A 20,168-nucleotide genomic window follows, 5' to 3' on the forward strand; every position below is an offset into this window, starting at 1 on the left:
ATGTATTAGGCACGCCGCCAGCGTTCGTCCTGAGCCAGGATCAAACTCTCCAAAAAAGTTTGACTTGCTCATTTGTTTCCATTAAAACACGGGGTGTTTTTAATGGAAGATAAAAATTTAAAACGTTGACGTTTTTATTGATTTTGTTCAGTTTTCAATGTTCAATTTTCTGGAGCGGGTGATGGGAATCGAACCCACGACATCAGCTTGGAAGGCTGAGGTTTTACCATTAAACTACACCCGCATAAAAATGGAGATCGGGAAGACAGGATTCGAACCTGCGACCCCTTGGTCCCAAACCAAGTGCTCTACCAAGCTGAGCTACTTCCCGTTAAATAAGATAATAAAATGGCGCGCCCGAGAGGACTCGAACCTCTAACCGCTTGATTCGTAGTCAAGTACTCTATCCAATTGAGCTACGGGCGCTTATTTATTTGGTGCGGCCGAGAGGACTTGAACCTCCACGGGGTTGCCCCCACTAGGCCCTCAACCTAGCGCGTCTGCCATTCCGCCACGACCGCATAAAAGCGTTCCGCGCACCAAATTGTCACTTGCCAACAAATTAGTATTTTACACGAACTTCATTGCCTTGTCAACACTTTTTTAGAAGGTTTCGAAGGAATGGTGAGCCATGAAGGACTCGAACCTTCGACCCTCTGATTAAAAGTCAGATGCTCTACCGACTGAGCTAATGGCTCAAAAAAAATGGCTGGGCTAGAAGGATTCGAACCTTCGCGTGACGGAGTCAAAGTCCGTTGCCTTACCGCTTGGCTATAGCCCAATACTTTTTTAAAAATGGCGGTCCGGACGGGACTCGAACCCGCGACCTCCTGCGTGACAGGCAGGCATTCTAACCAACTGAACTACCGGACCATGGAATATTAAACATAAAGAAGGGAAACCGGTGAAGCCGGCTTCCCGACGATGACCCCTACGGGATTCGAACCCGTGTTACCGCCGTGAAAGGGCGGTGTCTTAACCGCTTGACCAAGGGGCCTTAAAAGTAAAATCTGGCGGAGAAGGAGGGATTTGAACCCTCGCGCCGGTTACCCGACCTACACCCTTAGCAGGGGCGCCTCTTCAGCCTCTTGAGTACTTCCCCAGATTGGCTCCGCAGGCAAGACTCGAACTTGCGACCGATCGGTTAACAGCCGATTGCTCTACCACTGAGCTACTGCGGAATAATGAATGTTATCTTATCGACACTTAGTATTATAAACCAATTACTCATTTATAGTCAACAACTTTTTTAGTTTTTTTCAATATTTATTACTTGAACAACTTTATAAAAAAAGCTGCTCAATTAAAATATCAATTGAAGCAGCAATTGTCAACACCATTATTCGATAATTTCTTTTAAAGCTCCCCGGCATGCCCCGCATACATATCTTGATGTGTTAATACGCCGGTATCTTTTATACTTTATTCCGCATCCTGAGCATTTATAAAAAACAATCTTTCTTTGTTTCTGCTTCCCTTCCTGTTCTGGAAGTGTCCGGCAGTGACGCGGCGATCCGGTTTGTTTCAGCAGCTCTTTAAAGTCCTCATCTCCATGCTTGTACCCTTTCCCTTGCAGATGAAGATGGTAATGGCACAGCTCGTGCTTTAGAATACCAATGAGTTCTTCTTTTCCAAATGCTTCAATGTATTTTTCATTCACTTCAATATTGTGAGATACAAGCAGGTAGCGGCCTCCGGTTGTCCGAAGCCGCTTGTTAATATATGCCCGGTGCAGAAAAGGCCGATTAAAAAAACGTTCTGACAGCTCTTCTGTCAGCTTTTGAATCATTTTATCGCTCGTTTTCATTTGGATTCGTCTTTAACCATCGTCAATGAAATTCTTCCTTTTCCAGCTTCTACAGCATCTACCCAGACGGTTACGATATCCCCAACCGACACAACATCGAAAGGGTTTTTCACAAATCCTTTTTTCAATTTTGAAATATGAACGAGTCCGTCCTGCTTTACGCCGATATCTACAAAAGCGCCGAAGTCTGTTACATTCCGAACGGTTCCCTGCAGCTCCATTCCCTTTTGAAGATCCTCCATTTTCAGGACATCTGTTTTTAAAAGCGGCGCCGGCATTTCGTCACGCGGATCGCGTCCCGGCTTTTGAAGTGAGTCAATAATATCTTTTAATGTCAGCTCGCCAATGCCAAGCTCCTTTGCTATTTGCTCCGTATTCACCGTCTGAAGAGCAGCTCCCAGCTCTTCTGAACCAATATCCGTCGTTTTAAATCTAAGCGATTTCAACAGAGCGGTTGTTTCTTTATAGCTTTCCGGATGAATAGGTGTCCGGTCAAGCGGTTCTTCTCCATCTGTAATACGCAGAAAGCCAATGCACTGTTCAAAGGTTTTCCCGCCAAGACGCGGCACTTTTTTGATCACAGAACGCTTCGTAAATTTTCCGTTTTCTTCTCGATATTGAACAATATTTTTGGCTACTGTTTTATTTAACCCCGCTACGTGTTCAAGCAGCGAAGGAGAAGCTGTATTCACATCTACACCCACACGGTTTACGGCTGTTTCTACCACGAATGCAAGCGAGCTGGATAATTTCTTTTGGGATACATCGTGCTGGTACTGGCCTACGCCAATCGATTGCGGATCGATTTTTACCAGCTCCGCCAACGGGTCTTGAATGCGGCGCCCAATCGATACAGCACTTCTCTCCTCTACTTGAAGGTGAGGAAACTCCTCGCGTGCAATATCAGACGCAGAATACACGCTGGCCCCTGCTTCATTTACAATAATATAAGCGGCTTTTTTCTTGAGGCTCGGCAGCATTTCTACTACAAACTGTTCGGTTTCCCTTGAAGCCGTCCCGTTTCCAATGGCAATAATATCTGCTTCAAACTCCTCTGCAAGCTGTTTAAACAGCTCTCTCGCTTCTTTTCTTTTTCCTTCCCCTGTGTGCGGATACATGACTTTAATCGCTAGAACTTTTCCTGTTTCATCTACAACCGCCATTTTACATCCTGTTCGGTATGCCGGATCGACTGCAAGAACCACTTTTCCTTTTAACGGCGGCTGGAGCAGAAGATTTTTCAAGTTCTCCGAAAAAATGTGGATAGCCCGTTCTTCTGCCGCTTCTGTCAGTTCATTCCGCACTTCTCTTTCTACAGAGGGGCGAATAAGACGCTTGTATGCATCCCGGGCCGCATCCAATAGAATCGGGGCTGCAGGGCTTTGTTCATTTTGAATGAATTTCTTTGTTAAATAGCGGATCACACGCTCTTCATCAAAAGAGACAGCAACCTTTAGGACCCCTTCACTTTCGCCTCGGTTCACAGCAAGCGTACGGTGAGGAGCAATTTTGTTAATGGGCTCTTCATATTCGTAATACATTTTAAAGACTTCTTTTTCATCCTCACCTTTTAACTCTGTTTTTATTTTTCCGTATTTCGTCATGTCAAGCCGTATACGCTCCCGAACCGCTGCATCATCTGCAATAGTCTCTGCAATGATATCCGCTGCGCCTTGAAGAGCGGCTTCTATGTTTTCTACTTGCTCATTTATATATTGTTGAGCTTCTTGATCGATTTGCGCATCTTTAGGACAGGATAGAAGCCACTTGGCTAAAGGCTCTAAACCTTTTTCTTTTGCAACGGACGCTTTTGTACGCTTTTTTTGCTTAAACGGACGATAGATATCCTCTACAGCCCGCAATGTTGCTGCCGCCTCAATAACTGCTGCGATCTCAGGAGTCATTTTTTGCTGTTCGGTAATCGAACGGACAACCTCTTCCTTCCGCTGCTCAAGATTTTTGCGGTATGTATATTTCTCTAAGATTGTTCGAATTTCTACTTCATCCAGTGATCCGGTCATTTCTTTTCGATACCGGGCGATAAAGGGAATTGTATTCCCCTCTTCTGTTAACTGAATAACAGCTTTTACTTGTTCCACACTGATTTTTGTATCTGCTGCCGCTGCTTTAATTAAGTGTTCCTCCATACAGGTGCCTCCGCTTCTTCCTTGAATATTCATATTGTAGCAAAAAAAGAAAAAACCCGCTGATTCACAGCAGGTTGCCAACTAAAAAGGTTGCATCGTCATTTGATTTTAAAGCGACAGCGTCCAGTTCGGCCGCAATCTGTTCTGCACTCCGGTAGCGCATCAGCTCTTTTGTGTTAAGCAAATTAACGCCATCTGAATGAACAAGAAATTTGCTGCCCGGCTCATATGTAAAGCGTTCCATTCTATACCGTTGCGGACGGCCGGATAAATAACCGGTGACAGGCAATGGGTACGTAAGTTTGCCATCTTTAGCATATAAGTAGAAACGAATATTGCCCACGCACGTATATTCAAAACTTCGTGCTTTAAAATCAATTTTAAACAGTGCAACCGCCGCTCCACGTTTTTGAAACATGGCGGTGTTAATTAAATTCATCATTCCTTCGACCGATTCTTCCTGCCAATCCCGTTTCACAATTTCCGCCGCTGCTTGTGATGACTCATAGGCGTAGCGTCCGCTTCCAAGGCCGTCTGCAAGCAAACAAACAAACGAGTTTCCCTCCTGCGCGAAATAATAGGTATCCCCGCAAAAAGAATTTCTGTTTTTTGAATGTGTACCTGCTATTAATTCCAGCTGTTCATTTTGTATTTTTTCCATTAAGAAAGGTGCTCCGTCGAATAGGCTTCAGCATGGATCGCTTCTTTCAACTTTTTAATAGCCCTTCTTTGCAGCCGGGAAACATGCATTTGGGAAATACCAAGCTTGTCCCCCGCGTCTTTTTGACTCAGGTTTTCAAGATAGGTAAATTGTATAATCTGCTTTTCCCGGTCGGATAGCACATGTAAGACTTTTTCAAGAACAAGACGCTGGTCGACACGCTCATATCCTTCTTCACGGTTTCCAACAATATCAAGAAGCGTTACCGTACTTCCATCCGAATCGGCTTCAATGGAATGATCCACTGATAACGCCTGATAGCTTTTGCCCATCTCCATTGCTTCCAATACTTCTTCCTCTGAAATATCAAGATAATGGGCGATCTCATCAACGCGGGGTGACCGTTGAAGAGAAGTGGTTAATTCTTCATTCGCTGATTTAATTTTTGGGCCTAGTTCTTTTATACGCCTCGGTACATGTACACTCCATGTTTTATCGCGCAAAAATCGCTTAATTTCACCTACAATAGTCGGAATGGCGAATGCTTCAAAGCTTTTCCCAAAAGAATCGTCGTATCGGCGGATTGCTCCCAGCAGTCCCATCATCCCTACCTGCACGATGTCTTCATGGTGGGAACGCCCTTTTGAATATTTTCTGGCAATAGACTCCACCAATCCATGATAATGTTTCACAAGCTTATCTTGAGCGTCCCGGTCTCCGTTTTCCTGAAAAGCCTTGATCCATTCGATTGCCTGAAGCTTTGCAGCTTGGTTAGGTCGAGATGGTTTCTGCATCCCTCTCCACCTGCTCTCCTTCGAGATACTTTGTCATAAACAAAGTAATCCCTTCATTTTGATGTACTTTCACTTCATCCATCAGTGTTTCGATCAAATAAAGGCCCAGCCCTCCTTCACGAAGGAATTCAACTGACTTTTCTGTATAGGGCCCCAGTGCCTCTTTTGTTTCTTTAAAATCAAAACTATTTCCGTTATCCGATACAATTACTTCCAGGTGATCCTCATAAAGGCGAAAGCCGATAAGCACTTCTCCTTCTTCCCCTTTATAAGCGTGCTGGACAGCATTCGTAATCGCTTCACTTGTTGCAATTTTCAAATCTTCAATCGTGTCATATGAAAAACCCATCCGGCTGGCAATACCGGAGAGCGTCAATCTTGTAATACCGACAAATTCTGGCTTGGCCGGGATTTTCATTTCTACATAATCAGCATACGTCATTCTTACACGCCACCTTCTGATCCAGAATTAATGTTCATGATGTCCGCAAGGCCTGTAATATCGAAAAGACGCTTTAAGCGATCAGATAACCCAACTAGCTTCATGGTTCCATCATTCGCATTTAAGCTTTTAAAAAGTCCGACGAAAACGCCAAGACCTGTACTGTCCATATATGTAACACCAGACAGGTCAACGACAAGATCCGCTTCTTTTTTCTCTGTATAAGGAAACGCTGTTTCACGCAATTTTGGTGCCGTGTAGGCATCAATTTCACCTGCAAGTTTGATCGTTGTCTGTTGTTCCTGTTCTTGTACGTCAATTGAAATATTCATTTAGGATAAACCACCTTTAACATATTAATCGCTTCATTACTCAATATCCCTTTTATACCCTTGGCACATAAGGATTAAACCCATTAAGAAGTTCTTTTTAAAATAATGAGCGTAAAATCGTCACGAAGCTGAAAATCCTGTAAATACTCCAGCTCTTTGTACACTTTGTCGGCGATATCCTGCGCGTCAAGATGTATGTATTTTTTAATATACCCAATAAGTGTGTCTACCTCTAAAAAACCTTCTTCTGTTCGGCATTCTGTTACACCATCTGACATGAGCAGAATAATATCTCCAACTTCTACTTTCCGTTCGTACTCTTTGTACTTTGTTTTCTTGTCTACGCCCAGCAGCAGGCCTTTTGCCTGCAGCTCATCAAATTCTCCTGTATCGGCATGATAAAAAAAGCCTGGTTCATGGCCGGCAGATGAGTAAGAAAAAACATGTGTTTCCGGATTATACAAACCACTGAACATCGTAATAAACATTGTCGGGTCTACATTCTGCTCTACAACACGGTTTAGGCGCTCAAGTACATCGCCCGGGGCCTGGCTATCCTCCGGCATACTATCCATCGAATACTTAATCATCGACATACAAAGGGCTGCAGGAATTCCTTTGCCAATAATATCAGCAATCGCTACACTAATCGCGCCATTTTCATGTGATACAAAATGGTAATAGTCTCCGCTCATTTGCTTGGCCGGCACACTGATTGCCCCGATGTCCATAGAGGGAATGCAGGGAATCTGTGTGCCAAGAAGTGTCTGCTGCATGCTCGCAGCTACTTCGATTTCATTGATCAGTTCTCGCTGGATCGTACGCAAGCTTTGATGCTCACGATACGCCAGGCCATAACTCATCATCACCTCAAGCAGAATATCAAGCGACAAAAGAAGCGATTCCGGAAGGTCCGGTTCAAGATCCATAATGGATGTTTTATGAAGGCTGATCATTTCCTCCGGCGATATTTTATACTCGATTGACTTCCGGCTGAATTTTTGGCTCATGTATAAAGCCTGTTCAGTTTGGTCATTAATATACGTCTTTAATATTTCTCTGTATTCATCGAGCATCGTATCTCTGAAATTCATCCTTGTCCTCCTAACGGAGCCACTTCACCGACTTAATAAGCGTCCCTTCGCCCGGCGTAGATTCAATAGAAAATTCATCCATCAGCCTTTTTACACCGGGAAGTCCAGCTCCAAGTCCACCCGAAGTTGAAAAACCGTCTTCCATGACTTTTCGAAGATCCGGAATACCCGGCCCCTCATCACGGGAAACAATGGTCATTCCTTTTTTTGCTCCATTCTCTACTTTCTCTATCGTTATTTCTCCCTGGCCTGCGTACAAATAAATATTACGAGCCAGTTCACTGATCGCAGTCGTAATACGAGCCTGGTCAACCGTACCGAAACCAAGCTCTTTCGCTACGTTCCGGCCAAGTTGTCTCGCCGCTACGATATCCCATTCATTTATAATCTTCACACTAGAGTCCATCGTGTCAGTCCCCCAGTTCCCGTTGAAGTTTCTCCAAACCTTTTTCGAGATCCAGTGCGGTCATCACTTCCTCCAGACGAATACCAAGCTCGATCAGTGTAATCGCAACGGCAGGCTGAATACCTGTAATTACCACTTTAGCTCCCATTAGCTTAGACATGCTGATGACATCGCCCAGTACTTTTGCAATGAATGAATCGATGAAATCAATGGATGTAAAATCAATGACGACTCCTCTTGCACTTGTTTCATGGATTTTATGAAGAAGATCTTCTTGAAATTGCAGAGCTGTTTGATCATCAAGCTCCCATTGGATCGAAATGAGCAAACAATCGTGCAGTTTTAAAATCGGAATTCTCATGTTCATTCTTTTACCTCCACAATTTGTTTTGACGTCGATGCAAGCGCCTGCTCTACGCCTTTTTTCATTGTGCTCGTCGTTGTTACATCTTCAAGATTAATACCTAAATTCACAATCGTTTGAGCAATTTCTGGACGAATACCGACAATGGTGCACTTCGCTCCAACAAGACGGACCGCTTCGGCCGCTTGGATAATATGGTGGGCAACCATTGTATCCACAACCGGTACACCGGTAATATCAATTAATACCACTTCAGCTCGATGGCTGACGACCCCTTCAAGCAAGTTCTCCATAATCTGCTTTGCCCGCTCCGTGTCAATTGTACCGACAAGCGGCATAACAGAGATTTTGTCAAAAACCGGAATCAGTGGTGCAGATAGTTCCTGAAGGGCAATTTTTTGAAGAGAAATCGTCCGTTCCCAAGATGTGGTGTACGCTTCTGTGATAGTTTTATACATCGGAAAAATCCAGTTATTGATTTCTGCTGTAAAATCAATATAAGTTTGTTGGTTAATTACGCCTGAGCGCTGCATGCCGTTTTCAACAATCTTCCCGAAAACACGAAGACCATCTGTAATCATTGTCAACGGCCATCCAAGACGGACAATCTTTTCTGAGAAGTCAACAGCACGCTCTTGGAATTTTTCCTCGGAATCTGAAAAGTTCGACATAACGAGCTGGATAAACTCTGAACTTGTTTTTACAAACATATGGTCAGACATAGCCTGAACAGCGCGCTCATCAGCTTCTGTACGCATCAATTCAATCCACTCGTTTAATATGTCATCGTTATGAGACTGTACATATTGAAAAATCTTTTTCCGCATTCGGTTCTCTCCAATCGTCGTTCCGCTCCAAATCTGCGGTTTTCGTCAAAAACGTTCATTATTTTTATTATAAAGGTTATTTGGATAATTAAAAAGCCGTATCATCTGACAGCCGTGAAAAATTATGGTTTAAAGAAAAAAGCACCTCCGCTTAAACGAGAGGTGCTTTGTTAAAATTGTATAAGACCTAAACTGATTTGCAAAGCGTCGTCCACTTTCTCCATCATTCCGTCGTCAAGCTGCGTGATCTTATCTGTAAGCCGCTGCTTGTCGATCGTTCGAATCTGTTCGAGTAAAATAACGGAGTCTCTTTCAAATCCATACCGCTCCGCATTAATTTCCACATGCGTCGGCAGTTTGGCTTTTTGGATCTGAGCTGTAATGGCTGCGACGATAATAGTGGGACTGAACCGATTCCCGATGTCGTTTTGAACGACAAGAACAGGCCGGACGCCGCCTTGTTCGGAGCCGACAACAGGGGACAGGTCTGCAAAATATACGTCACCACGTTTTACGATCACACGGTTTATCCTCCACTTACTAAACGTTCGACTGTGTTTCCTGCCTCAAATTCGGCTTGCATCGCTTCTGATGCAATAGCAAGGTTGATCTTGGCCATTTCCATATAACCACGCCGCATCGATTCTTGAATATGACGTTTTTTTCGCTCGCGTAAATACATTTTTGTTGCGCGGTAAATGAATTCACTGCGGCTAATTTCTTCCTGTTCCGCAAAACAGTCAAGTTCATTCACAAACTGCTTTGGCAAGTTTACTAACACATCTGTCGTCGTACCGGATTCAGACAAGAACTACACCTCCACCAATCACTGCACACATCTCTTTGCTTATTACTGTCCCACTTATCATACCATTCACTGAAAGGGTTTGGAAAGACATTTTCAAAAAATGTTACACAACAGGACCTTTGACGGTCAAATCTATTACAACAGGGGATTGGTCACAGATACTTTTTTTCCGTTCTCTACATACACTCTTGGCACACGTGACGTAATCACACATGGAATTTCGTAATTAATGGTTTCTCTTTTCTCGGCGATTTCTTCCATTGAAATTTCTTCATTTTGCTGTTGTCCAATGAGTGTTGCCAATGTTCCGGTTTTATATTCCTCTGGAAGCCTTACCATGCACTGATCCATGCAAATCCTGCCTATAATTGGCATCCTCCGGCCGTCGATTAACACATCCTGCCCGCCTAACTTGCGAATCCAGCCGTCTGCGTAACCAATGGGAAGAGTACCAATCCATTCATGCCCAGCAGCTTCGTAGGTGGCTCCATAACTTACCTTTTCACCAGGCTTAAGCTTTTTTACATGAACAAGCTTTGACTTCAACGAAAAAGCCGGCTTAAGCGGAAAAGGCAGCTGCGCGGATATTTCAGTTGAAGGCGTCAACCCGTACATAGCAATACCAAGCCGGACCGCGTTAAAGCCAGCTCCTTTAAACCGAAGCGTTGCTGCGCTATTTGAGCAATGAATAAACCGGGGCTTTTCTTTTAATGCGTCAAGCATCTCCTGAAAGCGTATAAGCTGTTCCTCCATGTAGCTTGTTTCTTCTTCGTCCGCTGTTGCGAAATGAGTGAAGATCCCATCAAAAACAAGCCGGTCCGACGCTTCAATCCGGCTGATCGCTCCAAGCAGCTCGGATTCATCTCTAAAACCGATACGGCCCATTCCACTATCGCATTTTAAATGTATATGCAACTGCTGCCCTTTATGTACAGCAGCTTTTTCAAACCACTCTTCATTATGCACCGTAAGTGAGATTCCTTGGGCTGCTGCTAAATGAGCATCCTCCGGCCGGCTTGCACCTAACACTAGAATAGGCACTTTAATCCCTGATGCTCTCAGCTTTAACGCTTCATCTAAAAAAGCGACCGCCAGCCCTTTTGCGCCAGCTTGAATAGCTGCCCGGGCGACCTGCACATCCCCATGTCCGTATGCGTTTGCTTTTACAACTGCATATAAAAATACGGAAGAATCAAGCTGTTCTAATGTTTTTTCCACGTTCCATTTTATTGCATCCAAATCAATTTCTGCCCAGGTGTCCCGGTAGAATTCCATTGATGTCACTTCCCAGTTCATTTATCGTCTTGCTCTTTATTCCCTAGTCCTCAGCCCGTGGTTCTTCTTATCCAAACCGGAGCGCTCCAGACCATATAGCGCTAATCGGGTTTCTTGCACATTTCCTATTGTCCGGCTCCAGTATCCCACCGCTTTCTGTTCTTCACCCTCCTCCCAGCGATAAGTCAACATCGAATCGCTGGCGCTCTTCGTGTTTTCTTTATCTTCATCAGAGTGCTCCAGACCATACAGCGCTAAACGGGATTCTTACGCATTTCCTATTGTCCGGCTCCAGTATCCCACCGCTTTTTGTTCTTCACCCTCCTCCCAGCGATAAGTCAACATCGAATCGTTGGCGCTCTTCGTGTTTTCTTTATCTTCGTCAGAGTGCTCCAGACCATACAGCGCTAAACGGGATTCTTACGCATTTCCTATTTTAAACAAAAAAAAAGCGGCGGTAAACTGCACCGCTGCCTCTTATTTAACTGATTCCGGTGAGATCGAAGCGGCAATGCGCGCCATCTCGCCCTGGGACAGTTCATCTGACGCCAGCATAAATTCCACACCATTATATACCCAATGAAGTGACCCGTCTTCTGCCTCCCCGGCCGCAAAGCCCATATCGGACAAGTCACCGGACGCACGGGCGATTCCTTCTTCACTAGGAACGGCAGGCTGCTCAATCAATGTGAATGGCTTGCTGCCTTCATAAGTTAAGATCACACGGTTATCAATCCGGGTTTCATCTGCCAGCTCTGCTCCTCCGGTCTCTGTTGGATAATGAATCATGAATTCCGAAGGCGATGCGCCAGCTGTTTCTTTGGCGGCGGCTTTCTTTTCACTAAAATCATCTTTTGCAAATTTCGGCTTTAAGTCCATCTTTTTAAATACAACCGAAATAACAACCTTCCCCTTCGTATCCATTACTTTCACAAGCGCTGGGGTGAAATTTTTCTTGTGAAATGAAATCTCTTGCTTTGGAAGCATTTGACTGTTTGTATAGCGCGTTTTTGTTTGGAACACATAGTAATCCTCTGTTTCTTTAAAAACAGCTTCTCCATCGGCTTGGATATCGGCAGCCAGCGATTCAAACAGGTAGGACTGGCTGCTGTTTTCCGGCCAATTATTTTCATAGCGGAAGCTTTTGCCAAGTGATGGAGTCATCACATAAATCCCTGTTTTGTTTTTAACAATCGTCTGGCTGTGCTTATTGGTTACCGACGAAAGATGAACACGGTAATTCGTATGACGCTGATTCCAAATGTCTACGTTATACGTTTGCTTTTCTTCACCTGCCTGCACTTCTAAAATAGCTTTCGCTTTATAACCGGCGGCATTTCTTGCTTTGTCGGAAATTTCCTTTACAACGTCTTCTTGTGACGGCGATCCTCCGCACGCAGATAAAAGAAGCACCATCAACAGCAATCCGATCCACTTTTTCATCCCCGCACCCCTTCCTCACTAGCACTATATGAGGGGGCCTGTACAATTATGATTCAATGATTACAACCGCTGCGGCATAATGCTGGCTATGGGTAATCGTGACATGAACGCCTTCACTGTATGGCTGGATGAGAATCGGCTTGCCTCTCTCGTCTGCACCTATTTCAATATCCTGAAACGACAGCTCCCCGCCAATGCCTGTCCCGGCCGCTTTTGAAAATGCTTCTTTAACCGCAAAGCGCCCGGCGGCATATTCAAAGCGGCGTGTGCCTTTTTTTTGGAGATAAGAATCGAGCTCCGCCGGTGTCAGCACCCTCTCTAAAAATTTCGGCTGTCGATCAATCAGCCGCTTGATCCGGTCAATTTCAACAATATCCATCCCAATGCCCTTAATCATAATAGCCATCCTTTCTTAAAAAAAAAGCCGTTCCGGGCTTCCGGAACGGCTTTCGTCGATCATTGATTAGTTAGATGAATATTTACGGCGTCCGCTGCCTGATCCGCCTTTGCGGTCACGGTTTCCGTAAGAGCGTCCGCCGCCCTGGCGTCCACCTCCGCCAGATTTGCGGTATCCGCCTGAGTTTTTGCTGCGGAACTTATCACGTTTTTGTGGAAGCGCCGCTTCATTTGTAATATGAACCGGTGTACGGTCCGGCTCTTTTGTAATAAGTTTTAATGCCGCCGCTACAACATCTTCTGCACCGTACTGGTCAAGCATTTCCTTTGCAAATGAGCGGTATTCTGCCCATTCATTTTTAGCGATCGCTTCTTCAAGCTCTGTAACAGCCGCTTGCTGCAGACCGCTAAGCGCATCATCCCAAGATGGAGCTTCCATTGGATTCATGCGTTTTTTCGTTGTACGTTCCACTTCACGAAGATAGCTCATTTCACGTGGATCAACCAGCGTAATCGCCATACCTTCTTTACCAGCGCGTCCTGTACGGCCGATACGGTGAACATAGCTTTCAGGGTCCTGTGGAATATCATAGTTATAAACGTGTGTAACGCCAGAAATATCAAGACCGCGCGCCGCAACGTCTGTTGCTACCAGCACATCGATTTTTCCTGCTTTAAAACGGTTTAATACCGTTAAACGCTTTGCTTGTGTCAAGTCACCATGAATACCTTCCGCCTGGTAACCGCGCAGGCTAAGTGCATTTGCCAACTCATCAACACGGCGCTTTGTACGGCCAAAGATGATTGCAAGCTCAGGTGAATGAGAATCCATCAAACGGGCAAGAACGTCGAATTTTTCACGCTGCGGTACTTTCACGTAATACTGATCAATGTTAGAAACCGTCATTTCCTTCGCTTTTACTTTGATCATTTCCGGATCTTTCATAAAGCGCTCAGCGATCGCCCGGATTGGTCCCGGCATTGTTGCTGAGAAAAGGAGTGTCTGGCGCTCTGCAGGAACATTTGAAAGAATCGATTCAATGTCCTGAATAAAGCCCATGTTCAACATTTCATCTGCTTCGTCAAGCACAAGCGTTTCAAGATTCTCAAGTTTTAATGTACGGCGGTTAATATGGTCTAGAATACGTCCCGGTGTTCCAACGATAATATGCGGGCGTTGTTTAAGCGCGCGAATTTGGCGTTGAATGTCCTGTCCGCCATAAACAGCCAGCACGCGGACACGTTTGCCGCTGCCGATTCGATAAAGTTCTTCTGAAACCTGAATCGCAAGCTCGCGTGTCGGTGCAATAATCAACCCTTGGATTGCTTCATTTTTCGTATCAATTTTTTCCACCATCGGGATACCAAACGCTGTTGTTTTACCCGTTCCTGTTTGTGCCTGTCCGATGATGTCTTTTCCAGTTAAGCCTAAAGGAATCGTTTCAGACTGAATTGGCGTCGCCTCTTCAAAGCCCATTTTGTCAATTGCTTTCAGCGTTGCTTCGCTTAAATTTAAATCTTTAAATTTTGTCAATAGTTTCTTCTCCTTCTATGTTAAACTGCCATCCGCACAAAAAAATACCCTTCTACATTTATGCGAAGAGCAACATGTCTTTTCCATCTTATCATTTCACGTCCGAATTTTCAATGCGCATTTGTATAACTTTACGTTATCCGGAAAGAAAAGTAAAGACTTTCTTGAAAAGCTCTTCTGTATTTCCTGTATGGCAAATTAAATGCTTCGCGCCAGGTGAGTAGTACAAGTGCCGTTCAGCCGAGGAAAGGCGGCGGTAAATATACGCAGCACTTTTAACAGGCACAATTCCATCTGCTGTTCCCTGCGCGATAAATACCGGAATATTAATTTTCCTTAAGGACGGCCTCGCAAGCCCGACTACCTTTTGAAACTGACGTGCTGCACTTGGCGGAGTCATTAACAGCTTCTCCCGGTACCTTAAAAACAATTCATTTTCATGGAGTTTTTTCTCTCGTAAATCCTGGAACATCACCCGGATATCCTGCTTAGCCTGGGACGGGTTCAAATATTTAGCCGCTGCACTCAGCATCACCAGCTTCCGCACCGGATAACGGGCCGCTAAGTAAGCCGCGATCAGCCCTCCCATCGAAAAACCAATTAGGTAAACCGTCTCGCATTCCCCCAGAAGCTCAAGCAGTGCTGCTTCTGCACAGTCAAGCCACTCATTACAGGAAATTTTTTTCAAAGACAGTGTTTCGCCGTGCCCCGGCAAAACGGGCACGGCAATTTTCCAATCCGTATTGGCACGCAAGTAATCAGCAAGCGGCTGTACTTCATATGGGGAACCAGTGAAGCCATGAATGCATAAGCATCCGTTCATGATGATCCACCGCCTTTTTTAATGTGAAAGACTTTCCACAACCTCTTCAAGCTTCATGCCTCTTGACGCTTTTACAAGAATCAGCTCACCGCCTTGGAGCATTCCTTGAAGGGACTGCACCAATTCATCTTTGTCCTGGAAAGAAAAAACACGCTCAGAGCCAAACGAACCTTTTGCACCTGAGGCAATAAACTGCCCAAGTGTTCCGTATGTGAATACGTAATCAATTTTGTCCGCATCGATTGCCTGCCCTGTCTGATAGTGAAACAGCTCTTCATCCAAACCGAGCTCCAGCATATCGCCAAGCACCACAATTTTTTTAGATGTTGACGGTAAATCCGCCACAAGAGAAACGGCCGCTTTCACAGATGTAGGACTCGCATTGTAAGCATCATTAATGATTTTTACGCCATTTTTGCCTTCTACCCACTCCATGCGCATTTTAGTCAGCTCGACTTTTTTCAAGCCTTCAGCAGCCGCTTCAAATGGTACACCAAACAAGGATGCTGCCGAAACAGCCGCAAGCGCATTGGTTACGTTGTGCTGGCCAAGAACAGGAAGCTCAAACGAAAGAGCAGGTGCTTGATTCATAGTAAAGCGGCTGCCCCTTTCTGTTTGCTCAATAGAAATCGGATGCATATCATTGCTTTTATCCATTCCAAATGTTTTCGTCTGGAAATCTGCTTCTTCTGTTACGCGTTCTGAAAGGAGCGGCTCATCTCCTAAATAAACAAGCGTACCGTCTTCAGACATCCCTGCCGTTATTTCCAGCTTCGCATCTGCAATCGCTTCACGAGAGCCCAGGTCCTGCAAATGTGCTTCACCGATATTAGTAATAATCGCAGCATCAGGGGAAGCGAGCTTGGAGAGAAGTTCAATTTCTCCTCTGCCGCTCATCCCCATTTCTAAAATTGCAACTTCAGTGCTCTCTTGGAGAGAAAGCATCGTAAGCGGCAGGCCGATATGATTATTGTAGTTACCTTCTGTTTTTTGCACGCGGTACTTTTCTCCAAAAACGGAAGCTGTCATATCCTTGACTGTCGTTTTACCGTTACTTCCAGTAACTCCAATCACTTTCACTTCCAGAGAATCACGATAAGATTTTGACAGCTGCTGCAGAGCAAGCAGCGTATCTTCTACTACTAATACCGGCAAATCTTCCGGCATTCCAGGCACGTCTTTTTGCCAAAGAGCTGCACCTGCCCCGCTTTCGATCGCCTGGCGTACGTACTGATGCCCGTCTGTATTCTCTCCGGCAAACGGGATAAACAGGCGGCCGCCGTCCACTTTGCGGGAGTCAATCGAAACACCTTTAATTTTTTGGTTGTACCATTTTGTTACATCATTTTCGACATTGATCATGTCTGTTATTTGCTCGACTGTTTTTTCAATCATGAGCGCCCACCTTTAAACCGTGTATTTAATCAATTGTTTTTCTTTATGTCTTTCAATACCAAGATCAATCATTTTCTCAATCAGCTGCGGATAGTCTACACCTGCTTCTTTCCAAAGAAGCGGGAACATGCTGAATGGTGTAAAGCCCGGCATTGTATTCACTTCATTAATAAGGAAATGACCCGTTTTGGTTAAGAAGAAATCCGCCCGCACAAGGCCTGAACAGTCAAGTGACTGGTATGCCCGGATGGCCAGTTCCTTCATTTCTTTTTGCTGTGCCTCGGTAAGGTTCGCCGGAATAATCAACCCGGTATCACCGTCTTCATACTTTGCTTTATAATCATAGAAATCCTTCTTCGGTACAATTTCTCCGATTACCGAGCATTCCGGCTCGTCATTGCCAAGGATGCCGACTTCAACTTCGCGTGCCGTTACCCCTTCTTCAATGATCACTTTCCGGTCAAATTGAAAAGCTTCTTCCATCGCCGTCATTAGCTCATCCCGGCTTTGACATTTGCTGATCCCGACGCTTGAACCGAGGTTAGCCGGCTTAACGAAGCACGGCCAGCCAAGCTTTTCTTCAATGCGGCGGCATGCCTCTTCCTTGTTTTGTTCCCATTTCACTTTCGTTATATGTGTATAATCTACCTGCTTTAGGCCGGCTTGAGCAAATACATTTTTCATCATAATTTTGTCCATACCCGCCGATGAAGCAAGCACACCGTTTCCTACATAGGGAACATTTAATACTTCCAGAAGGCCCTGTACCGTTCCGTCTTCCCCATTTGGCCCATGCAAAAGAGGGAAGACAACATCATATTTATTTTGTGCAAGCATGGATAAAACATGCTCCGTTCCGCCGTTACCAGCCAGTTTCAGTTCTTCTACTGTTTCAGCCGGCCCCTGAAGCTTCTCTCCTTCTGTCCAGGTACCATCTATTGAAATGTAAATTGGATATACATCGAATTTATTTAAATTGATCGCTGCTGTAACAGCTTTTGCTGTTTGCAATGACACGTTATGTTCTGCTGATTTTCCCCCGTAAAGCAATCCAAGTTTTGTTTTCATAGTCATCCTCCAAAAAAGTCGGTCTCTCTTATTCTACCATGCTTTCATTTAATAAGCAGAATCTTTCCATCCGACTTCATACTCAATTTATGTATATGCATAACGTTTAAAAGAAATAACCCTCTTTTGCCTGTTGCTTTAGTCACTTGCATCTATAACGAGCTTTTGCATAATAATGAAGCGGATTCTCAAAAAGAGAATCCGCTTTTCAAGAGAAAATACTCCATTCGTGTGTTTTCTTATCGAATATAAGCCGGGCATTCGGTGGTGTTCGGAAGCTCGTCACGTAATCATCAAAAACATCGTCCATGCTTGTGTGGTCTCCAACAATCCACATCGGCACCTCCACTTTAAAACGGCTTTGCTCCGCTTTAGAAAGAGAAATAACAATCCCTTCCTTCATTCCGCTGCTGAGCCTCGCAATCATATCAGGTGGTATTGGCGGAAAAGCAGATCCCTTTTTTAATGCAAAAAATGACCGCTCACTTCGAAAAAGTCCGAGCTTTAAGGCAATAAGCTTGCCGAGCATTCCGTAAAAGTCCTGCATATTTCGATAATAGGTTTTATTAAACCATTCATCATCGTGCGATAAGTATGCATAGCGATTATTCAGCTTGCTGTAAAAGGGGCGGCGCAGATGTTCTTTACTGTGTGCCAAATAAAGAAGTTCGGCAATTTCGGGCCCTTCCATTTCGTTTAATCCATCCGAATCTTCAAAGTCGACCCAGCAGAAATCGCCGTACTCGCCGACATCTTCTTTTAACAGCCGCGGAAGTTCTTCTGCTTCGATATAATCAAAACGGGTATGCATATTAAAGTCGCTGCCTTCAAACTTATGTTTTAACAAAAGCAGATGAGGCGGCGTTGCCGGAAGAGACCTCAAAAATTCCTGGAATTCAATTCCATATGAAATCACATACTGATTAATAGGATGTAAATGTATATAAATGAGCTCTTTCACGTTTCCGGGATTTTTCAATCGCCTTACCTCCACATCATGACAAAGTGCATAGCTGAAACCAGCTTTTTTTGCTATACTGTTATCTTATCAAAATTCGCCTCGCTGCGTATGTAAATTTTAAGGAACTTTACAAAACAGTACTACTTTTTAAATAGTTTCACTTTATACTGAAGAAGCAGCTTAAATTTCACGTCAAAGGAGGGGATGCCTGTGATTTCGAACTTAACCGAGGATCAGCTGACCCTGCTTGTTATCAAGCATTTAAAAGAAGGTAAGAAAACAGATTTGCAGCAGCTGATCGATGAACTTCACCCTTATGATATGGCGGCTATTTATCGGAACCTTCCGAACAAGCACCAGACACGTTTTTTGCTTCATTTAACGATTCCAATCTTAACCGACATGATTCAGGAGCTTGAGCACGATGAGCAGATGGCCGTCCTGAAAAAAGTCGGAAAAGAACGCTCTCGTAAAGTACTCGATGATATGGACAATGATGACTTGGCGTCTCTCCTTGACGATATGTCTCCAGAAAGCATGGAGCAGTTTTTATCTGGCATGAAAGAAGAAGAGTCAACCATCATTCACAATATGATGAGCTATCCACCGGAAACAGCCGGACGGATTATGACAAACCGATTTGTCTGGATTAAACATTCTTATACCGTACGGGAAGCGGTGGAAAAATTAAAAACGTTCGCTGAGTTTGCTGAGACGATCAATTACCTCTATGTGATTGACGACGAAAAAAAACTCGTTGGTGTTGTTTCTTACCGGGACATGCTTCTTGCAGATACACATGAGAAAATTGCCGATATCATGTATGGGCGGGTGATTTCCGTTGATGTATATACCGACCAGGAGGAAATTGCCCGCTTGATTGAACGGTATGACTTTCTCGCAATCCCGGTTGTGAACGAAGCCGGCATTTTAATTGGAATTGTTACATTTGATGATATTATTGATGTCGTCATTCAAGAAGCAAATGAAGACATCGAAAAGCTTTCTGCTTCCGGGAAGTCGATTGATTTTGATACAAAAGCAGGCATCGCGGCTTTCAGGCGTCTGCCGTGGCTTGTACTGCTCCTGTTTATCGGACTTGTGTCCGGCAGCATTATTTCCGGCTTTGAAAATACAATCAATCAAGTAGTAGCACTCACCTATTTTATGCCTATGATCTCAGGCATGACCGGAAATACTGGCACGCAGTCGTTGGCTGTTGTCGTGCGCGGACTTGCTTCACGAGACGTCGATATGCGGACTGTTCTTGCCTTGGTCGGCCGCGAATTTGGTGTTGGCTTGATTATCGGCGCGGTGTGCAGTATTTTGATTTTTTTTATTGCGTTTTTCTGGCAGGGCAGCGCCGTTCTTGGATTTGTGGTAGCATCGTCTCTTTTGCTGACATTGATCATCGGAACCCTGTCAGGCACGGTTATTCCGCTCATACTGTATAAATTAAACATTGATCCGGCTGTTGCATCCGGTCCGCTTATTACAACCATTAATGATATTTTTTCACTTATTACGTATTTTACGATTGCATCCTGGTTTTTAACACATCTTTTATAAAAATGCCGCTGTTTGACCGAAT

Annotated in this window: 22 protein-coding genes and 10 tRNA genes; 1 reads left to right on the top strand and 31 read right to left on the bottom strand. The window is 44.5% G+C overall.

The genetic code is table 11. From position 1 onward, the window contains the following. Nucleotides 1–170 precede the first annotated feature (170 nt). The 31 genes from L2D08_RS16235 to L2D08_RS16380 all read right to left on the bottom strand — a co-directional run bounded on the left by L2D08_RS16235 (nt 171) and on the right by L2D08_RS16380 (nt 18,595). Nucleotides 171–244 (bottom strand) — tRNA-Gly (locus tag L2D08_RS16235). A gap of 13 nt (nt 245–257) precedes the next feature. Further along, nucleotides 258–331: transfer RNA gene (locus L2D08_RS16240), tRNA-Pro, on the bottom strand. Nucleotides 332–349: 18 nt separating this feature from the next. Beyond that, nucleotides 350–426, bottom strand: a tRNA-Arg gene (locus tag L2D08_RS16245). A gap of 9 nt (nt 427–435) precedes the next feature. Next, nucleotides 436–521, bottom strand: a tRNA-Leu gene (locus tag L2D08_RS16250). Between the two features lie 101 nt (nt 522–622). Next, nucleotides 623–698: transfer RNA gene (locus L2D08_RS16255), tRNA-Lys, on the bottom strand. A gap of 8 nt (nt 699–706) precedes the next feature. Beyond that, nucleotides 707–781, bottom strand: a tRNA-Gln gene (locus L2D08_RS16260). A 15-nt stretch (nt 782–796) separates the two neighbouring features. Beyond that, nucleotides 797–873 (bottom strand) — tRNA-Asp (locus L2D08_RS16265). Between the two features lie 52 nt (nt 874–925). Beyond that, nucleotides 926–997 (bottom strand) — tRNA-Glu (locus L2D08_RS16270). Between the two features lie 14 nt (nt 998–1,011). Beyond that, a tRNA-Ser gene (locus L2D08_RS16275) sits at nt 1,012–1,102 on the bottom strand. 4 nt (nt 1,103–1,106) lie between these two features. Beyond that, nucleotides 1,107–1,181 (bottom strand) — tRNA-Asn (locus tag L2D08_RS16280). Nucleotides 1,182–1,339: 158 nt separating this feature from the next. Next, nucleotides 1,340–1,807, bottom strand: coding sequence for a SprT family protein (locus tag L2D08_RS16285; protein ID WP_242235234.1), 468 nt, complete (start codon nt 1,805–1,807; stop codon nt 1,340–1,342). Further along, nucleotides 1,804–3,954 carry a Tex family protein gene (locus L2D08_RS16290; RefSeq protein WP_242235237.1) on the bottom strand — a complete coding sequence of 717 codons (2,151 nt, stop codon included), beginning with the start codon at nt 3,952–3,954 and terminating at the stop codon, nt 1,804–1,806. Before L2D08_RS16290 ends, L2D08_RS16285 begins: the two co-directional genes overlap by 4 nt. 64 nt (nt 3,955–4,018) lie before the next feature. Further along, complete coding sequence (locus L2D08_RS16295; protein WP_242235239.1) at nt 4,019–4,615, bottom strand: PP2C family serine/threonine-protein phosphatase; 597 nt, start codon at nt 4,613–4,615, stop codon at nt 4,019–4,021. Next, on the bottom strand, nt 4,615–5,409 hold the full coding sequence (gene sigB / locus L2D08_RS16300) for an RNA polymerase sigma factor SigB (RefSeq protein ID WP_242235241.1): 795 nt from the start codon (nt 5,407–5,409) through the stop codon (nt 4,615–4,617). The genes L2D08_RS16295 and sigB overlap by 1 nt, the downstream gene beginning before the upstream one ends. Further along, nucleotides 5,387–5,851 carry an anti-sigma B factor RsbW gene (gene rsbW, locus L2D08_RS16305; RefSeq protein WP_242235244.1) on the bottom strand — a complete coding sequence of 155 codons (465 nt, stop codon included), beginning with the start codon at nt 5,849–5,851 and terminating at the stop codon, nt 5,387–5,389. Before rsbW ends, sigB begins: the two co-directional genes overlap by 23 nt. A 2-nt stretch (nt 5,852–5,853) precedes the next feature. Further along, on the bottom strand, nt 5,854–6,183 hold the full coding sequence (locus tag L2D08_RS16310) for an anti-sigma factor antagonist (protein ID WP_242235246.1): 330 nt from the start codon (nt 6,181–6,183) through the stop codon (nt 5,854–5,856). Between the two features lie 83 nt (nt 6,184–6,266). Continuing rightward, nucleotides 6,267–7,277, bottom strand: coding sequence for a PP2C family protein-serine/threonine phosphatase (locus L2D08_RS16315; protein ID WP_242235248.1), 1,011 nt, complete (start codon nt 7,275–7,277; stop codon nt 6,267–6,269). A 10-nt stretch (nt 7,278–7,287) separates the two neighbouring features. Further along, the gene (locus tag L2D08_RS16320; RefSeq protein ID WP_242235251.1) at nt 7,288–7,683 is read right to left on the bottom strand and encodes an anti-sigma regulatory factor; all 396 of its coding nucleotides are present in this window, start codon (nt 7,681–7,683) and stop codon (nt 7,288–7,290) included. Nucleotides 7,684–7,687: 4 nt separating this feature from the next. Next, nucleotides 7,688–8,050, bottom strand: a complete 363-nt coding sequence (locus tag L2D08_RS16325) for an STAS domain-containing protein (protein WP_172645569.1) — start codon at nt 8,048–8,050, stop codon at nt 7,688–7,690. After that, nucleotides 8,047–8,874 (bottom strand): RsbT co-antagonist protein RsbRA, encoded by an 828-nt coding sequence (locus L2D08_RS16330; RefSeq protein ID WP_242235252.1) that lies wholly within the window; start codon nt 8,872–8,874, stop codon nt 8,047–8,049. Before L2D08_RS16330 ends, L2D08_RS16325 begins: the two co-directional genes overlap by 4 nt. 170 nt (nt 8,875–9,044) lie before the next feature. After that, complete coding sequence (locus tag L2D08_RS16335) at nt 9,045–9,395, bottom strand: type II toxin-antitoxin system PemK/MazF family toxin (protein WP_018395451.1); 351 nt, start codon at nt 9,393–9,395, stop codon at nt 9,045–9,047. Nucleotides 9,396–9,400: 5 nt separating this feature from the next. Next, nucleotides 9,401–9,682: a CopG family ribbon-helix-helix protein gene (locus L2D08_RS16340; protein ID WP_050182177.1), complete on the bottom strand. Its 282-nt coding sequence runs from the start codon at nt 9,680–9,682 to the stop codon at nt 9,401–9,403. Between the two features lie 135 nt (nt 9,683–9,817). After that, nucleotides 9,818–10,978 (bottom strand): alanine racemase, encoded by a 1,161-nt coding sequence (gene alr, locus L2D08_RS16345; RefSeq protein WP_242235254.1) that lies wholly within the window; start codon nt 10,976–10,978, stop codon nt 9,818–9,820. Between the two features lie 456 nt (nt 10,979–11,434). After that, nucleotides 11,435–12,400, bottom strand: coding sequence for a LolA family protein (locus L2D08_RS16350; RefSeq protein WP_242235257.1), 966 nt, complete (start codon nt 12,398–12,400; stop codon nt 11,435–11,437). 46 nt (nt 12,401–12,446) lie between these two features. Beyond that, nucleotides 12,447–12,797 (bottom strand): holo-ACP synthase, encoded by a 351-nt coding sequence (acpS, locus tag L2D08_RS16355; RefSeq protein ID WP_242235259.1) that lies wholly within the window; start codon nt 12,795–12,797, stop codon nt 12,447–12,449. A 66-nt stretch (nt 12,798–12,863) separates the two neighbouring features. After that, the gene (cshA, locus tag L2D08_RS16360) at nt 12,864–14,330 is read right to left on the bottom strand and encodes a degradosome RNA helicase CshA (RefSeq protein WP_242235261.1); all 1,467 of its coding nucleotides are present in this window, start codon (nt 14,328–14,330) and stop codon (nt 12,864–12,866) included. Between the two features lie 136 nt (nt 14,331–14,466). After that, nucleotides 14,467–15,153 carry an alpha/beta hydrolase gene (locus L2D08_RS16365; protein ID WP_242235263.1) on the bottom strand — a complete coding sequence of 229 codons (687 nt, stop codon included), beginning with the start codon at nt 15,151–15,153 and terminating at the stop codon, nt 14,467–14,469. A gap of 18 nt (nt 15,154–15,171) precedes the next feature. Then, nucleotides 15,172–16,548, bottom strand: a complete 1,377-nt coding sequence (locus L2D08_RS16370) for a UDP-N-acetylmuramoyl-tripeptide--D-alanyl-D-alanine ligase (RefSeq protein WP_242235265.1) — start codon at nt 16,546–16,548, stop codon at nt 15,172–15,174. 12 nt (nt 16,549–16,560) lie between these two features. Next, nucleotides 16,561–17,616: a D-alanine--D-alanine ligase gene (locus tag L2D08_RS16375; protein WP_242235267.1), complete on the bottom strand. Its 1,056-nt coding sequence runs from the start codon at nt 17,614–17,616 to the stop codon at nt 16,561–16,563. A gap of 138 nt (nt 17,617–17,754) precedes the next feature. Next, nucleotides 17,755–17,877 (bottom strand): YSIRK-type signal peptide-containing protein, encoded by a 123-nt coding sequence (locus L2D08_RS24505; protein ID WP_375337600.1) that lies wholly within the window; start codon nt 17,875–17,877, stop codon nt 17,755–17,757. Continuing rightward, nucleotides 17,825–18,595 carry a hypothetical protein gene (locus L2D08_RS16380; RefSeq protein WP_242235269.1) on the bottom strand — a complete coding sequence of 257 codons (771 nt, stop codon included), beginning with the start codon at nt 18,593–18,595 and terminating at the stop codon, nt 17,825–17,827. Before L2D08_RS16380 ends, L2D08_RS24505 begins: the two co-directional genes overlap by 53 nt. A gap of 192 nt (nt 18,596–18,787) precedes the next feature. Between L2D08_RS16380 and mgtE the strand changes: the two genes are divergently transcribed. Continuing rightward, nucleotides 18,788–20,146, top strand: a complete 1,359-nt coding sequence (mgtE, locus tag L2D08_RS16385) for a magnesium transporter (RefSeq protein WP_242235271.1) — start codon at nt 18,788–18,790, stop codon at nt 20,144–20,146. The last annotated feature ends 22 nt before the right edge of the window (nt 20,147–20,168 follow it).

Origin of the sequence: Domibacillus sp. PGB-M46 (genome assembly GCF_022668875.1) — a bacterium.
Taxonomy (GTDB): Bacteria; Bacillota; Bacilli; order Bacillales; family Domibacillaceae; genus Domibacillus.

Bases quoted from the DNA above. Each gene is read 5' to 3' on its own strand.
- L2D08_RS16285 (WP_242235234.1), bottom strand. From the start codon at position 1,807: ATGAAAACGAGCGATAAAATGATTCAAAAGCTGACAGAAGAGCTGTCA.
- L2D08_RS16290 (WP_242235237.1), bottom strand. From the start codon at position 3,954: ATGGAGGAACACTTAATTAAAGCAGCGGCAGCAGATACAAAAATCAGT.
- L2D08_RS16295 (WP_242235239.1), bottom strand. From the start codon at position 4,615: ATGGAAAAAATACAAAATGAACAGCTGGAATTAATAGCAGGTACACAT.
- sigB (WP_242235241.1), bottom strand. From the start codon at position 5,409: ATGCAGAAACCATCTCGACCTAACCAAGCTGCAAAGCTTCAGGCAATC.
- rsbW (WP_242235244.1), bottom strand. From the start codon at position 5,851: ATGACGTATGCTGATTATGTAGAAATGAAAATCCCGGCCAAGCCAGAA.
- L2D08_RS16310 (WP_242235246.1), bottom strand. From the start codon at position 6,183: ATGAATATTTCAATTGACGTACAAGAACAGGAACAACAGACAACGATC.
- L2D08_RS16315 (WP_242235248.1), bottom strand. From the start codon at position 7,277: ATGAATTTCAGAGATACGATGCTCGATGAATACAGAGAAATATTAAAG.
- L2D08_RS16320 (WP_242235251.1), bottom strand. From the start codon at position 7,683: ATGGACTCTAGTGTGAAGATTATAAATGAATGGGATATCGTAGCGGCG.
- L2D08_RS16325 (WP_172645569.1), bottom strand. From the start codon at position 8,050: ATGAACATGAGAATTCCGATTTTAAAACTGCACGATTGTTTGCTCATT.
- L2D08_RS16330 (WP_242235252.1), bottom strand. From the start codon at position 8,874: ATGCGGAAAAAGATTTTTCAATATGTACAGTCTCATAACGATGACATA.
- alr (WP_242235254.1), bottom strand. From the start codon at position 10,978: ATGAACTGGGAAGTGACATCAATGGAATTCTACCGGGACACCTGGGCA.
- L2D08_RS16350 (WP_242235257.1), bottom strand. From the start codon at position 12,400: ATGAAAAAGTGGATCGGATTGCTGTTGATGGTGCTTCTTTTATCTGCG.
- acpS (WP_242235259.1), bottom strand. From the start codon at position 12,797: ATGATTAAGGGCATTGGGATGGATATTGTTGAAATTGACCGGATCAAG.
- L2D08_RS16365 (WP_242235263.1), bottom strand. From the start codon at position 15,153: ATGAACGGATGCTTATGCATTCATGGCTTCACTGGTTCCCCATATGAA.
- L2D08_RS16370 (WP_242235265.1), bottom strand. From the start codon at position 16,548: ATGATTGAAAAAACAGTCGAGCAAATAACAGACATGATCAATGTCGAA.
- L2D08_RS16375 (WP_242235267.1), bottom strand. From the start codon at position 17,616: ATGAAAACAAAACTTGGATTGCTTTACGGGGGAAAATCAGCAGAACAT.
- L2D08_RS24505 (WP_375337600.1), bottom strand. From the start codon at position 17,877: ATGCCCGGCTTATATTCGATAAGAAAACACACGAATGGAGTATTTTCT.